Genomic DNA, 14,608 nt, shown 5'->3' with positions numbered 1-14,608 from the left:
GCGTCACGCGAGGCGCCCCCAACCGACATCGGTTGGGGCGCTTCGGCGTTCTCCCACCGCCCGCGAAAACCCCTGTGCACACCCCTTCTCCCGCACGCACACAGGTTCTGCACGCTCAGAACCCCTGCGCACCCCGCAGAACCCCTGTGCCAGATCGCGACGCGCGCCGCCCAGCACCAGCAGACGCCGAGCGCAAGCCGTCCGTCCACAGGCCGAATCGATCCACAGCCCGGCGCTGCGCCGGCGTCGAGGGACGCGCGGCCGTGCACGATTGCGTCCATGGGGGAACACATCATTCGACGGGACGAGTCGCTGCGCCGCGGCGTGACGGACCGCGAACTGCAGCGGCAGTGCAGGGTCGGTGCGTGGCGGCGGCTTCACCCGGGACGGTTCGTCCACGCGTCCGCGTTTCTCGATCTGGCCGCCGAGGCCCGACATCGACTGCTGGCGGAGGCGGTGCTCGGCGTGGCGTCGGACGAGGCGGTGCTCAGTCATCAGTCGGCGGCCGTCGTGCACGGCTTCGATCTGTGGAACACGCCGCTGTCCCACGTGCACCTGACGCGCAATCGCCGGTCCGGCGGCAGCCGCGGACGCCACCGTCAGGTGCACTCCCTTCCCCTCGCCCCGGACGACGTCACCACCGTCGACGGGCTCCGCGTGACGACGCCGGCACGCACGATCGTCGATCTCGCGTCGACGCTGCCGTTCGAGCAGGCCCTCGTCGTCGCGGATCACGCGCTGCACGGCGGCGCCACCACCGCCGACGATGTGGCGCTCGCCGTCGACGAGACCCGTCGCGGAGCGGGGAAGGCGCACCGTCTGCTGCGGTGGGCGGACGGCCGGTCCGAGAGCGTCGGCGAATCCCGCAGCCGCGCCCTGTTCATTCGCGAACAGTTACCCGTCCCGGACCTGCAGGCAACGCTGATCTCGGAAACAGGGGTGCGCCTGGGCCGCGTCGACTTCCTGGCCGGCGGCGTCGTGGGCGAGTTCGACGGCCGCGTCAAGTACGGCCGCCTGGTCCCGGCGGGGCAGGTTCCCGCCGACGTGCTGTGGAACGAGAAGTTGCGGGAGGACGCGATCCGCGACGCCGGCTGGCAGGTCGTGCGCTGGATCTGGGACGAGCTGGGCACCCCGCGCGTGGTCGTCGACCGATGGATGCGTGCGATCGCGCGAGCCCGCAACAGCCCACCACCGACGGGACGTGTCATTCCCCTGCCGATCACGTGACCCCGACCTCGGCATCGGCCGCGTGCACACACCCTTTCCCGCACGCACACCCCTTCTGCGCGCCGAAAACTCCCGCGCTCCCGGCAGAACCCCTGTGCACACACCTTTTCGCCGGCACCCGGGACGCCGGCACCCAGGACGCCCGCACCCAGGACGCCGGCACCCAGGACGCCGGCACCCGGGACGCCCACCCCACCACGTCCCGGCACCCCTCCCGACCAGGTGTGATCTGCGAATTTGTGCTGCCCGCCACACTCCCCGACCGAAATTCGCTTTACCCGCAGTGGCACCATGGACGGGTGACCGTCTCGGAGCCCTCCCACCACACCCACATCCAGCCGCGTGAACTGACGCAGTCCGCGAAGCTGCAGAACGTGCTGTACGAGATCCGGGGTCCGGTACACGCGCACGCGGCCCGGCTGGAGTCGGAGGGTCACCGCATCCTGAAGCTGAACATCGGCAATCCCGCGCCGTTCGGGTTCGAGGCGCCGGACGTGATCATGCGCGACATGATCGCCGCGCTGCCCACTGCGCAGGGCTACTCGGAGTCGAAGGGCATCCTGTCGGCGCGCCGGGCCATCGTGACCAGGTACGAGTTGGTTCCCGGGTTCCCGTACTTCGACGTCGACGACGTGTTCCTGGGCAACGGCGTCTCCGAGCTGATCACCATGACGATGCAGGCCCTGCTCGACAACGGGGACGAGGTGCTGATCCCGGCGCCGGACTACCCGCTGTGGACCGCGACGACGGCGCTCGCCGGCGGCACCCCGGTGCACTACCTGTGCGACGAGGCCGACGACTGGAACCCCGACATCGCGGACATCGAGTCGAAGATCACGCCCCGCACGAAGGCGATCGTCGTGATCAATCCGAACAATCCGACGGGTGCGGTGTATTCGCCGGAGGTGCTGAGCCAGATCGTGGCGCTGGCCCGAAAGCATTCGCTGCTGCTGTTGGCCGACGAGATCTACGACAAGATCCTCTACGACGACGCGAAGCACATCTCGCTGGCGACGCTCGCTCCCGACCTGCTGTGCCTGACGTTCAACGGACTGTCGAAGGCGTACCGGGTCGCCGGGTACCGCTCGGGTTGGGTCGTCATCACCGGACCGAAGGACCACGCGGCGAGCTTCCTGGAGGGGCTCAACCTGCTGGCGTCGATGCGGCTGTGCCCGAATGTTCCGGCGCAGCATGCCGTTCAGGTGGCACTGGGCGGGTACCAGAGCATCGAGGACCTGATCCTGCCGGGTGGGCGTCTGCTCGAGCAGCGGGACGTCGCGTGGGAGCGGCTGAACATGATTCCGGGCGTGAGCTGCGTGAAGCCCCGCGGCGCGCTGTACGCGTTCCCGCGTCTCGATCCGAACGTGTACGAGATCCACGACGACGAGCGGCTGGTGCAGGACCTGCTTCTGCAGGAGAAGATCCTGGTGGTGCAGGGCACCGGCTTCAACTGGCCGAATCATGATCATCTGCGCATCGTGACGCTGCCGTGGGCGCGGGACCTCGCCGTGGCGATCGAGCGCCTCGGCAATTTCCTGGCGAGCTACAGCCAGTAACGGAACGGAGACGCCTCGGCGTGGTCCCGGGCGCGTCGCCCGCACACGTGCACTCAACTCCGTAGGGTGAGCAACCAATCGTCCCCTACGTCATACGGAGCGCCCGCGCATGACTGGCAGACTGCTCTCCCACTCGCTCGTCGCCGGTGTTGCCGCGCTGTTGCTCGTGACCGCCGCCGCACCGGCGTCGGCGTTTCCTGCGCCACCGCGGCAGGACGCGACGCTGTCGCTGCCGACGGTGGGTCTCGGTTCGACGCTGACCTTTTCGGGACGCTCCGACGAGGTGACCCTCCAGGTGCCGGTGCCGGAGGCGATGTCCCCCGCCGCGTTGACCGGCACGCTGCAGGCCCCGGCCGGCGTGGGCCGCGGGTGGATCGACGTGCTGTCGGGGGGACGGATCCTCGGTCGGGTCGAGGTGCCGTCCGGGGTGCCGACGGTTCCGATCTCGCTGCCGCTGACCGGGGCTCGGGTCGTGCAGAACACCGCGCAGATCGTGCTCCGCTCGTTCCTCGTGCCGGTGGACGACCAGTGGTGCGCCGAGGACTGGTCGGACGGGTCGATGTCTATCGTGAACGCCAACATCGACTACACGGGCGACGAGGTGCAGCCCACTGTCCTCGCGGACTTCCTTCCGCCGGTGATGACGCGACTGTCGGTGTACGTGCCGCCGGAGCCGACGACGGACGAGACCGCGGCCGCTCTCGAGTTCGGCGCGGCGCTCACCGCCCGCTACGCGAACCAGGATCCCGCGGTGGAGTTGCGGTCGCTTGCTCCGGGGCAGTCGCTGCCGACCGATCCCGCCGCTCAGTTGGAGCGGCAGGTCGTGGTCACCGAGTCCGACGTCGCGTCCACGACTCTGCAGACCTCGCCCGCCGGGGTTCCGGTGCTCACTCTCGCCGGCAAGGGTGACGCGCTGCTCAACCAGACCCGGCTGCTGACGAGCGACCTCGCCGCGATCACGGTGGCGACCGAGGCGACCGCCGGTTCCCTCGCCGCGGCACCGTCGCTGGCGCCGAAGATCAACACCCTCAGCGACCTGGGCGTCAGCCGGCTCACCGCGACGTCGACGGGCCGGGTGCAGGTGAAGTTCGGCATCGACCAGACCCGCCTCGGGCACACGTCGGGTCCGGTGGGCATCCACCTGATCGGGAGCTACACGCCGCTGCCGAGCACGCAGAACGGCCAGGTGGTTGTGACGGTCGGGGACACCACCCTCGACAGCTGGCCGGTGGAGGCCGACGGCCGCATCGACCGGTGGATCGAGATCCCGACGGACCTGCTGTCGCGGTACACGGAGGTCGCGGTGACGCTGCAGGTGTCGGGCGCGATGACGTGCGGTTCGACGCAGGCGGTGACGTTGACCCTCGACCCGGCGGGCGCGGTGACGAGCAGCGAGGAGCTGCCGCCGCATCCGAGCGGGTTCCAGTCGGTGCCGCAGGCCCTGATGCCGGTCGCGCAGGTCGGGTTGAAGGACGGCACGTTCGCCGATGCACGTCGGGCGATGCAGATCGTCACGGGACTGCAGGGTCTGACGGTGACTCCGTTCCGGCCCACGCTGGTCGACTTCGACACCGCGGTGTCGTCGGACACGCCGGCGATCCTGGTCGCCGCGGACGGCGGTCTGCCCGACTCGGTTCCGCTGCCGTTGACGGTGTCCGGTGACACCGTGCAGCTGGTGGACCTGACCGGGGACGCCGCACCGCAGACGGTGGACGTGCCGGGCCTGCGGTTCGGATCCCTGCAGGCCGCGTGGGACGCCGACCGGGACCGGATGCTGATCGTCGCGACGTCGAACGACGATGCGGCCGCCGTGGACCGGATCCTGGGCTGGCTCGACGCGGACCGGTCGCGGTGGTCCACGCTCGGTGGCGACGCCCTGTTCCAGACCGGTGACCGCGATCCGGTGTCGGTGACGGCGACGCAGCCGGTGGAGACCACGTCGGAATCGTCGAGTGTGGTGCGGGGCGTGTTGATCGCCGGTGGGGTGCTGCTGGTGGTGGGTGTGATCACCGCGGTGGCGCTGTGGCTCGGCAGCAGGCGCCGAAGCAGGCCGTGAGCCGGAGGGCTCGATGACGACGACGGAGGACGTCCCGGAGACGCGGCCGGTGCTGCCGCCGATGTTCGCACGGTGGGTGCTGATCACGGTGTGCACGGCGGTCGCGTTCTGGACCTCACTGACGCGCACCCGGCTGGACACGCTGCCCGGCGGCCTGTTCGGCTACATGTTGTTGGTCCCGCTGGTGGTGTTCGCGATGGCGATCGGGATCACCCGCCGGCAACACGACGAGCTGCCGATCCACGACCGTGAGGTGGATGCGATCGTCGGCGTCATCGCGATGGCGCTGTCCGTGGCCACCTATCGGCTGCTCGTCCCCCGCTATCGGGACACCTTCTTCCTGCTCCGCACCGATCTGGCGGCGTTGCTGCTCTTCGTGTTCGGGGCGTGCGTTCTGCTGTTCGGGCTGCGGGCGGTCGGCCGGTACTGGCCCGTCTGGCTGCTGCTGGCCGTGGTGTCGCCGCTCGGCTACCGCACCTTGGTCATCTCCCTCGGAGGCGACTGGGTGGCGGTGGCCCTCGTCTCCACGGTGCTCGTCGCGATCGCGGTGGGGATCGCGATCGCCCGCACGACCCGGCGCGCGCTGATCGGGTTCGTCGCCACCCTCGCGCTGGGTCTCGTCCTGCTGGCGCTGCAGGTGTTGACCGGGTTCCCGGCCCTGGACAACACCTACGCCGCCCGCGCGGCTCCGGTCACCGCGGGAGCGGTCGTCGCCCTCACCACGCTCGCCGTGTCGCAGCGCCGCGACGTCAACGGACACCTGCGACCGGTCCGCCCCTCCCCCGTGACCAGGCCGTGGAAGGCGGTGCTGTTCATCCTCGCCACGACGGCGGGGCTGGCGGTCAGTTCGCTGCCGAGCGAATTGACCATCGTGATCGCCGAGGGCCCGCCGCCGACGGACTCGATCGGGCTCGCGGTCCCGGCCGGGTGGACGCAGACCGACCTGCGCGAGTACGACTGGGCGGACCGCTTCTTCGGTGCGGATTCGACACTCGCGCGGCAGACCTGGACCGCGGACGAGGTGAATCCCGACTGGGACACCAAGGGCCGCCGGCGCACCGTCGTCGTCGACACACTGCTCACCCACCAGCCGCAGTCGCTGTACATCTACCCGAACGAGACCCTGTACTCCACGCTCAACGGCAGGCGGTCCCCGATGGTCGCCGTCGACCTCGGGCACGGCGTCGTCGGGCAGCTGTACACGATCGTCGATCAGGAGCTGTTCCTGACCTGGACGAAACTCAACTTCGAGTGGACGCGCGGCGACGGCACCGTCCAGGTGGTCAATCTGATCACCGTCGACAACCACGAGCCCGACGCGACCTTCCCGACTCTCGACCCCGAGGCGGTGTCGGTGGTGTCGCAGTCGGTCAACGTCCTGATGAGGGGCAATGCGGTGGTGGTGGACGAGAACCCGGAGTACAAGGACGAGAACCTGCTGACCACCCTCGGTCGTGACGTGGTCGCCCGCCAGTGGGAGGTGGCAGCGTGACGACGCCGGAGACGGATCGGTCGACGACGGAGTTCCGTGAGTACGCCCTGCACGACGCGATCCACGGTCTGCGGGAACGCGACCCGGACGCGTCGGCGTCCGTCGCCTTCGTGCCGTGGCAGCGGAATCTGCTGATCCTGCTGGTGGCGATCGCGCTGGCCTGTGTCGTGTTCGCCCCGCTCGTGACGCTGACGGTGGTGACCGGTGTCTGCACGATCGCGTACGTGCTCACGCTCGCCGACCGCCTCGTCGTCTTCCGGAAGGGGTTGGCCGCCGACGCCATCCTCCGGGTCGGCGACGAGGAGGCGCTGGCGATCCCGGACGCCGACCTGCCGCCGTACACGGTGCTGGTGCCGGCGTATCACGAGCCGGAGGTGATCGGTCAGCTGATCTCGTCGCTGACCGCCCTCGACTACCCCCGGGAGAAGCTGCAGATCCTCCTGCTGCTGGAGGAGGACGACGACATCACGATCGACGCGGCCACGGCGGCCGGGGTCGGCGACTTCGTCACGATCCTGAAGGTTCCGGCGTCGCAACCGCGGACGAAGCCGAAGGCGTGCAACTACGGGCTGCACTTCTCCACCGGCGAGATCATCACGATCTACGATGCCGAGGACCTGCCCGAGCCGCTCCAATTGCGGCGTGTCGCAGCGACGTTCGCGAAGCTCGACGACCGGGTGGCGTGCGTGCAGGCCAAACTCGCGTACCGCAACGGCCTGCAGAATCTGCTCACCGGCTGGTTCACGGTGGAGTACGGCGTCTGGTTCAGCTACCTGTTGCCCGGGCTGATGCGGCTCGATGCCCCGATCCCGTTGGGCGGCACGTCGAATCACCTGCGTCGCGCGGTCCTCGACGACATCGGTGCGTGGGATCCGTTCAACGTCACCGAGGATTCCGATCTCGGTGTGCGGATCGCCGCCCGCGGCTACACCACGGCCGTGCTGGAGTCGACGACGCTGGAGGAGGCGAACAGCGACCCGATCAACTGGATGCGGCAACGCTCGCGCTGGTACAAGGGGTACCTGCAGACGTGGCTGGTCCACACCCGGCATCCGGTGCGACTGTGGCGCCAGATCGGCCCGTGGGCGTTCGTCCGGTTCAGTCTCCTGCTGGCGGGGACGCCGCTGATCGCGTGTCTGAACACGCTGTTCTGGTTCATCACCATCGCCTGGATTCTGGGGCAGCCCGTGCTGATCGGCGACGTGTTCCCCCCGGCGATCTACTATCCCGCGCTGGTGTGTCTGGTGTTCGGCAACACCGCGACGATCTACATGGGACTGATCGGTGCCCGCGAGACCGGTGTGCCGCGGCTGATGCTCTCCTGCCTGTTGGTGCCGGTGTACTGGGTTCTGATGAGCATCGCCGCGATCAAGGGTGTGTGGCAGCTGCTGTTCCGTCCGTCCTACTGGGAGAAGACCTTCCACGGCCTCGACAGCGGCGCGTCGTCCGAGGTCTCCGCTCCCACCGGTCCGCAGGGCGGGGGCGCGTCATGAGGGTGCTGTGGCGGCCGACGGTCCTGGTGTACTCGGCGAGCCTGCTCGTCTACCTGGTGGTCGGGTACCTGCTGGCCGTGCACGAGGGTTTCGCGCTCGGCGACGCACTGAGCCGCGTCCAGTCGGCGCAGGGAGTGCTGTTGAGCCGCGATCCCCACCTGGCGAGCATCGGGTTCATCTTCACACCGATGACGGCGATGGTGGAGATTCCGCTGGCCGCGCTCAGCTCGTGGTTTCCCGCCCTGACCCGGTTCGGCGTGGCCGGGGTGATCATGTCGTCGGTGTTCATGGCCGGTGCGGCGGTGCAGATCTGGGCGATCGGCGCGGACCGCGGAGTGCCGCGCTGGCAGCAGGTCGCGATCACCGTGCTGTTCACGGTGAATCCGATGATCGTCTTCTACGGCGCCACCGGCATGAGCGAGGCTCCGTTCGTGTTCCTGATGTGCTGGGCGGCACGGAGATTGATCCGCTGGACCAGCACCGACGACGTGCACGACCTCATCGCCGCGGGTGTCGCGCTGGGTCTGGCGTATCTCGCCCGCTACGACGCGGCCGCGCCGATCGGCGTCGGTGCGCTGTTCGTCGCGTGGGTGACGTGGCGGCGAACCACCGAGCATCGGTGGCAGACCGCACTGTTGGACGCCGTGATCCTGGCCGCGCCGGGGGCGCTGGCCTTCTTCGCGTGGGCGGCGACGAGCTGGCTGCTGACCGGGGAGGCCTTCGCCCAGTTCAGCTCGGTCTACGGCAACACGCAGATCCTCGAACAGTCCGGTGGTGCAGCCGATTACGGGTCGTCGGCGCTGGCGTACTCGTTGGCGGAGCTGCTGGTGCTCGCCCCCGCGCTGCCGCTGCTTGTGCCCGCGGTGATCGTCCTCGCGCGCAGTCGCCGCGATCTCGAGGTGGTAGCGGCGACGCTGATGTTCGGTTCGGTGCTGGCGTTCCAGATCGCCACCTACGTGATGGGCTCGACCTTCCCCTTCCTGCGCTTCTACATCTGCGTGATCCCACTGCTGTGCATCTACGCCCTACAGGTGAGCCCGGCGCGGGGGCAGATCTCCGCGCGCCGGCCCGGAGTGTTCGCCACACCGCGGCAGACGCGTGGGCCCGCACTGCGGGCCGTCGCCGTCGGCGCCACGCTGCTGGTGGCCGTCGGTCTGCCGATCACCGCGATCGGGATGGAGAGCCGCAGCCTGTCGGTGCAGCAGTACGCGATCGGCGCGCTGCTCCCGTTCGATCCACAGACGGGGACGGACCAGGACCGGCAGCTGCGGATCCTGGCGACGTACTCCACCGAACGTGCCATCGCCGATCACCTGGACTCGATGGATCTGCCCGAGGGGTCGATCCTGATGGACACCCTGTACGGGTTCCCGATCGTGGCGGCGTCGAAGTACCCGGAACGGTTCGTGCTGCCGTCGGATCGCGACTACGTCACCATCCTGGGCGATCCGGCGGCGCACGGCGTGCAGTACATCCTCACCGTGCCGAACTCCGGTCGCGGTACCTCCGATGCAGTCAACCGGCGCTATCCGACGATCTACGACAACGGGGCGCAGATCGCGATGCTGGAGGCGGAGATCCCGAACGACGGTGCGGACCAGCCGGACTGGCGACTGTACCGGGTGCTCGAGTCGGCCACCTCGTCGGAGTGAAGTCAGGGCGCGGTCGACGGTCCGGGCGGGAAGTCGGCCAGCAGGTCGAACAGCGGGTCGCCGGGACCGATGTCGAAGGTGCACTCGGTGGGCCGCGGGTCCGGAACGAACGACCACAGCAGGGCGCCCGCGGTACCCGCCGCATGCTGCCCGACGATCTTGGTCTCGATGTCGGCGGCCCGCTGAGCGTAGGACAGGCAGCCGCCCGCGGACTGCCCGATCTCGGCCACCAGCAGCGGCTTGTCCACCGCCTCGGCCTGTTCGATCCTGCGCGCCAATCCGTTCCACTGATCGCCGGGTAGCGGGATGCCGTCGGCGTAGTAGTCGTGGTACTGCAGCACGTCGACGTTCGGGGACGCGCCGACGTGCTGGTACTCGTCGCCCTGCGTGCCGCACTGGCCGCCGCCGGTCAGTCCGGCGGTGATCAGCCGATCGGGGTCCAGGGCCCGAACGCGGTCCCCGGCCTGGTCCATGAAGGTGCGGAGCACCGCGGCGGCGTCGGACGGGCACACCCGGTTGGCGAAGTCGCAGTTGCCGCCAGGGCAGACACTGGTCTCGGGTTCCCCGACGAGTTCCCACGCGGCGAGGGCCGGCGAGCCCCGCCACCGCTCGACTGCGGTGTCCACCCAGTCCGCGAACGACATCGTCATGCCGGTCGCCGTCTGCTGCCAACCGGTCGAGTACCAGTCACGCTGCTTGAAGACGTCGTTCTCGCAGGCGCCGTCCTGGGCGGCGAGTACGGGAATGACCAGCTGCCCATGCCTTTCCGCGGCGGCGAACACCGCGTCGATGGGGGCGAAATCCACCGCGCCGGTGTACTTGTCGGTGGCGAGCGCGGAGAAGGCGTTGAACCGGGTGATCGTCGTGCGCGGCAGCGACGAGAAGTAGGCGTCGAGGTCGACCTGGGCGCCGCATCCGCGGTTGATCGACCAGTTCGTGGCCAGTTGGTAGGCATTCAACCCGAGCGGCCACCACGGCTGACCGTCCAGGGTCAGTCCGGTGCCGTCGGTCCCTACCCGCGCGGGCGCGGGCGGAGCCGCGTTCGCCGCACCGCTGCCCGTCATCACCGCCACCGCCGCAAGGACGAGCGTGATGCACATCCCGATCCACCGTGTGAACCCTGTCCCGACCACACAGGCAGGCTATCCCCCTCGCCCGTCAACTTCCCGCCGATCCCGACGAGCCGCCACCGGTGTCCGGCGCGGGCTCGGGGTCGGGGACGTTTCCGACGGTGTTGTATTTCGCGAGCACGCCGAACAGCAGGTCGCCCGGCCCGACGTCGTACGTGCACAGGTCGTGCCGGGGGTCGGGCAGGTATGCCCACAGCCGTGCGCCGCCGGCGCCCGCCAGCGGTCGAGGAAGTTGCGGAGCACGAGGTCCGCGTCGGGTGGGCAGTACCGGACGTCGAGGTCGCACAGGGCCCGGACCAGGCCGACCGAACAGGCACTGGGCTCGGGTTCGCCGATCGCCTCCCACGCGGCGCGGGCGGACGAGTCGCGTCGCGCGAACGCTCCGGACACCATGCGCCCGACGCTACCGCCGCGACGCCGGTCAGGCAGATCGAAATCGACTGCGGGACCCATCGGTTACCGTGTGTCGGTGCTCAACGATACGAACAACGGCCCAGTTCAGCCCGTTTCCGACGGCTGCCCGACACTGTCGGTGTACGACGCGATCCGGATGCGACGCGATGTGCGTGCCGAGTTCACCGGGGAACGCATCGGCGAGGAGCAGCTGACGCGGATCCTGCAGGCGGGGCACAACGCGCCGAGCGTCGGCAACACCCAACCCTGGGACTTCGTCGTCGTGCAGGACGCGACCACTCTGGGCACGTTCGCCGATCATGTCGCGGACTGCCGCCGCAATTTCGCCGACTCCCTGCCCCCGGAACGACGCGCGACGTTCGACCCGATCAAGATCGAGGGCATCCGCGAGTCGGGCACCGGGATCGTCGTCACCTACGACGCGAGCCGGGGCGGCACCAACATCCTCGGCAGGCACACGATCGACGACACGGGCGTCTTCTCCGCGGTGCTCGCGATCGAGAACATCTGGCTGGCCTCGGTCGCGGAGGGTGTCGGCGTGGGCTGGGTGTCGTTCTACGACGAGCAGTTCCTGACCGAGCTGGTGCGGGTCCCGGCTCCGGTCCGCCCGATCGCGTGGCTGTGCGTCGGGCCGGTGTCGCAGTTCCAGGAGACCCCGGATCTGGTGCGGTTCGGGTGGCGGGAAGGGCGCCCCCTGTCCGCCGCGGTCCATCGGGAATCCTTCTGACCAGCACGAACAACAGCACCGTCTGGCCGCCGCCCGATAGTGATTGAGTTCTCAACACATATATGTCATCTCCGTGAGACATATCGGGCGGAACACGGTAGATTCGGTGACGACACCAATGGTGTCCAGCGCGCTCGATTGCACCTCCCCCCCTGTGTGCAATCGGGTCGGTGGCGGGGAGACACCCCCCTGTACCCCGCCACCCAGCTGGGGGGCCTTCTCATTTCCCGCACCGCGCACTCGCGCCTCGTTGTGCGCGTCCGTTCCCGTCCGGACCGCTCGGTACCCTGACGCCATGCGGAGTCAGGAGCGATGAGTCACGGCCACGGTCACGGTCACACCGGGCCGATTCCCGTCGGTCCGGTCGCGGCCCGCGTGGTCGTCGGGTTGCTCACCGCGATCGGCGTCGTGGTGGTGATCGGGCTGATCGCCCTGTGGCCCAGCAGGCACAGCATCGAGATCCCGCTGCCGTTCCAGACCTCCGGCGGCGGCGCGGTCGTCACCGAGGCGGGAACCGTCGCCAGTTCCGACTTCGGACCGTGCGGCAGCCCCTCCGTAGGGCGATCGTTCACCGGGGATCCCGTTCCCCCACCGAACAATTCGTACGAGTGTCAGCGCAGTGTGGTCGACATCGAGTCGGGGCCGAACGAGGGCACCCGGACGCTGCTCGAGATCGGTCCCGGCCCCGGGCAACCCGACCTCGCCGCCGGCGATCACATCCGCCTGGTGCGGCAGACCGACGCCAGCGGCGCCACCGTGTACTCGTTCGAGGACTACGCGCGGGGTTGGTCGCTGCTCGCGATCGTGCTCGTCTTCGTGATCGTGATCGTCGTCGTGGCCCGCTGGCGGGGCCTGCGTGCGCTGCTGGGTCTGCTGGTCGCGTTCGCCGTCCTCGTCGGGTTCATGCTGCCCGCCCTGCTGGACGGCCAGCCGGCGGTTCCCGTCGCGCTGGTCGGCGGCGCGCTGATCCTCTATGCCGTGCTGTACCTCGCGCACGGGGTGAGCCTAAGGACCAGTTCGGCGCTCCTCGGAACCCTCGCGTCGATGCTGCTGGCGGCGGTGTTGTCCTGGGCGGCAATCGAGTTGACCAATCTGACGGGGTTGTCGGAGGAACAGAACACGAACGTGCAGACGTACATCGGGAACGTGTCGATCACCGGCCTGCTCCTCGCCGGGTTCATCATCGGGTCGCTCGGCGTGCTCAACGACGTCACCATCACGCAGGCGTCGTCGGCGTTCGAGTTGGCGCAACTCGATCCCGGCGCGTCCCGCCGGTCCGTCTTCTCCGCCGCGATGCGCGTCGGCCGCGACCACATCGCGAGCACCGTCTACACGCTCGTACTCGCCTACGCCGGCGGCGCGCTGCCGCTGCTGTTGCTGTTCTCGGTCGCGGGGCGCTCGATCACGGACGTACTGACCGGTGACGCCGTCGCGATCGAGATCCTCCGCTCCGCGGTCGGCGGTATCGCCCTCGCGCTGTCGGTGCCGCTGACGACGGCCATCGCCGTCGCCCTGGCCCGGCCCCCGCGTGCGGGCGCTTCCCCCGGTGGAGCACCGTCGCCGATCCGGCCGCCCCGCAGCGGAGGCGGACGCCACGCCCGACGCTGACCGGCCGGCTCGGTCAGCGGGTCATGCCCGGCGGCAGCTGAATGTTCGGCGGGACCTCGATCTGGATCGGGGCGGGCAGGTTCAGATAGCGGGGTGCGGGCGCCGCGGGCGCCACCGACTCCTCGTAGATCGGTTCCGGCTCGGACTCGTCCACCGGGGCGACCGGCGCGGGAGCCGGGGTCGTGGTGGTCGGCGCCGGAGTCGTGGTGCTGGGCGGCGCCGGTGCCTCGGTGACGTCGACGACGTGCTGCTCACCCTGGCTGCTGGTGTCGTCGCCGCGGTCGAGGGCGAACCCGATGCCGGCGATGACGACCAGGCCCGCGGCGGCAGCACCGGCGATCCCGAGCTGGCGGCGCGACGGACCCCGCGGGGGGCGGTGCGCGCCACGCGACCGGGCGGTCGTCCTGACCGGTTCCGGTTCGGCCGGTGCCTCCACGGGCGTCGCCAGCAGTGCCGCGCCCTGCGCCGCCACCATCTCCGGTTCCGGCGGCACCACGGTGGGCAGCGCCAACCAGTGCGGCACCAGCGACTGGACGAGGGGGATGCGCGCGCCGCCACCGAGGAGCACGAGCAGGTCGGGGCTGCGCCCGGACTCGGCGACGACCTCGCGGGCCAGGCGCGCCGACCCCTCGATCGGCACCCGCACGAGCGACTCGAAACGTTCCCGGTTGAGCAGGATCAGGCCGCCGTCCCCGGAGACGGCGGCCGCACCACTGGTGGAGAGCTGTTCCTTCGCGGTCCGGCACCGGGACGCGAAGTCGGCTGCCGCCCAGTCGTCGGCGGGCGGGTCGATGCCGCGGTCGTGCCACTGCTGCTCGGCGATCAGGCCGTCGAACAGGTCGCCGCCGGCCACGTCGCTGCGCCGGACGGCGACCGCGGTGCGGGAGTACCGGTCGACGACGCTGACGGTCACCCCCGAACTGCCGAGGTCGTAGAGGACGAGGGTGTGATCGTCCGGTCCGAGCTGGCCGACGCTCTCGAGCAGCGCCACGACCGCCGCGGCCTCGGGCACGAGCTGATAGTTGTGCAGCCGCTGCAGCGCCATCGCCTGGTGCATAGCATCGGCCTGCAGGTCGTCACCGAACGCGACACCGGTGGCGCCGATGTCCTCGTGCTCGAGGAGGACACCGATCGACTGGGCGGCGAGTTCCGCACCGCGACCGGAGCCGACTTCGACCGCCTGGCACACCTTCGGGGTGGTCATGCGGACAGCACTCGTCCCCACCGACACTCCCAGTACCGCACTCATCGAG

11 protein-coding genes are annotated in these 14,608 nt (G+C 69.7%); 8 read left to right on the top strand and 3 right to left on the bottom strand.

Annotated elements, in window-relative coordinates; all coding sequences use genetic code 11:
* Positions 1 to 279 precede the first annotated feature (279 nt).
* The 6 genes from ACFYVR_RS21880 to ACFYVR_RS21855 all read left to right on the top strand — a co-directional run bounded on the left by ACFYVR_RS21880 (position 280) and on the right by ACFYVR_RS21855 (position 9,476).
* Positions 280 to 1,227 carry a hypothetical protein gene (locus ACFYVR_RS21880; RefSeq protein WP_387477067.1) on the top strand — a complete coding sequence of 316 codons (948 nt, stop codon included), beginning with the start codon at positions 280 to 282 and terminating at the stop codon, positions 1,225 to 1,227.
* 299 nt (positions 1,228 to 1,526) lie between these two features.
* Positions 1,527 to 2,783 carry a pyridoxal phosphate-dependent aminotransferase gene (locus tag ACFYVR_RS21875; protein WP_387477065.1) on the top strand — a complete coding sequence of 419 codons (1,257 nt, stop codon included), beginning with the start codon at positions 1,527 to 1,529 and terminating at the stop codon, positions 2,781 to 2,783.
* 109 nt (positions 2,784 to 2,892) lie between these two features.
* Positions 2,893 to 4,839, top strand: a complete 1,947-nt coding sequence (locus ACFYVR_RS21870; RefSeq protein WP_387477063.1) for a hypothetical protein — start codon at positions 2,893 to 2,895, stop codon at positions 4,837 to 4,839.
* A gap of 13 nt (positions 4,840 to 4,852) precedes the next feature.
* The gene (locus tag ACFYVR_RS21865) at positions 4,853 to 6,331 is read left to right on the top strand and encodes a hypothetical protein (RefSeq protein ID WP_387477061.1); all 1,479 of its coding nucleotides are present in this window, start codon (positions 4,853 to 4,855) and stop codon (positions 6,329 to 6,331) included.
* Positions 6,328 to 7,824: a glycosyltransferase gene (locus ACFYVR_RS21860; RefSeq protein WP_387477059.1), complete on the top strand. Its 1,497-nt coding sequence runs from the start codon at positions 6,328 to 6,330 to the stop codon at positions 7,822 to 7,824. The genes ACFYVR_RS21865 and ACFYVR_RS21860 overlap by 4 nt, the downstream gene beginning before the upstream one ends.
* Positions 7,821 to 9,476, top strand: coding sequence for an ArnT family glycosyltransferase (locus tag ACFYVR_RS21855; RefSeq protein ID WP_387477057.1), 1,656 nt, complete (start codon positions 7,821 to 7,823; stop codon positions 9,474 to 9,476). Before ACFYVR_RS21860 ends, ACFYVR_RS21855 begins: the two co-directional genes overlap by 4 nt.
* 2 nt (positions 9,477 to 9,478) lie before the next feature.
* On the opposite strand, the gene ACFYVR_RS21850 is transcribed toward ACFYVR_RS21855, so the two are convergent.
* On the bottom strand, positions 9,479 to 10,576 hold the full coding sequence (locus ACFYVR_RS21850) for a beta-mannosidase (protein ID WP_387477055.1): 1,098 nt from the start codon (positions 10,574 to 10,576) through the stop codon (positions 9,479 to 9,481).
* Positions 10,577 to 10,634: 58 nt separating this feature from the next.
* A complete protein-coding gene (locus tag ACFYVR_RS21845) occupies positions 10,635 to 10,892 on the bottom strand; it encodes a hypothetical protein (RefSeq protein ID WP_387477053.1) in 258 nt (85 codons plus the stop codon).
* Positions 10,893 to 11,138: 246 nt separating this feature from the next.
* Here ACFYVR_RS21845 and bluB point away from each other — a divergent pair, with 246 nt between their 5' ends.
* Positions 11,139 to 11,747: a 5,6-dimethylbenzimidazole synthase gene (bluB, locus tag ACFYVR_RS21840; RefSeq protein ID WP_387477164.1), complete on the top strand. Its 609-nt coding sequence runs from the start codon at positions 11,139 to 11,141 to the stop codon at positions 11,745 to 11,747.
* 312 nt (positions 11,748 to 12,059) lie between these two features.
* The gene (locus ACFYVR_RS21835) at positions 12,060 to 13,355 is read left to right on the top strand and encodes a YibE/F family protein (RefSeq protein ID WP_387477051.1); all 1,296 of its coding nucleotides are present in this window, start codon (positions 12,060 to 12,062) and stop codon (positions 13,353 to 13,355) included.
* Between the two features lie 13 nt (positions 13,356 to 13,368).
* Here the strand turns inward: ACFYVR_RS21835 and ACFYVR_RS21830 are convergent, their stop codons facing one another.
* On the bottom strand, positions 13,369 to 14,604 hold the full coding sequence (locus tag ACFYVR_RS21830) for an Hsp70 family protein (RefSeq protein WP_387477049.1): 1,236 nt from the start codon (positions 14,602 to 14,604) through the stop codon (positions 13,369 to 13,371).
* Positions 14,605 to 14,608: the final 4 nt, after the last annotated feature.

The sequence above is a fragment of the Rhodococcus sp. NPDC003318 genome (genome assembly GCF_042879035.1).
GTDB lineage: Bacteria > Actinomycetota > Actinomycetes > Mycobacteriales > Mycobacteriaceae > Rhodococcus_G.
The sequence above is the reverse complement of the archived record's forward strand: the minus strand, read 5'-3'. Positions and strand labels throughout refer to the sequence as shown.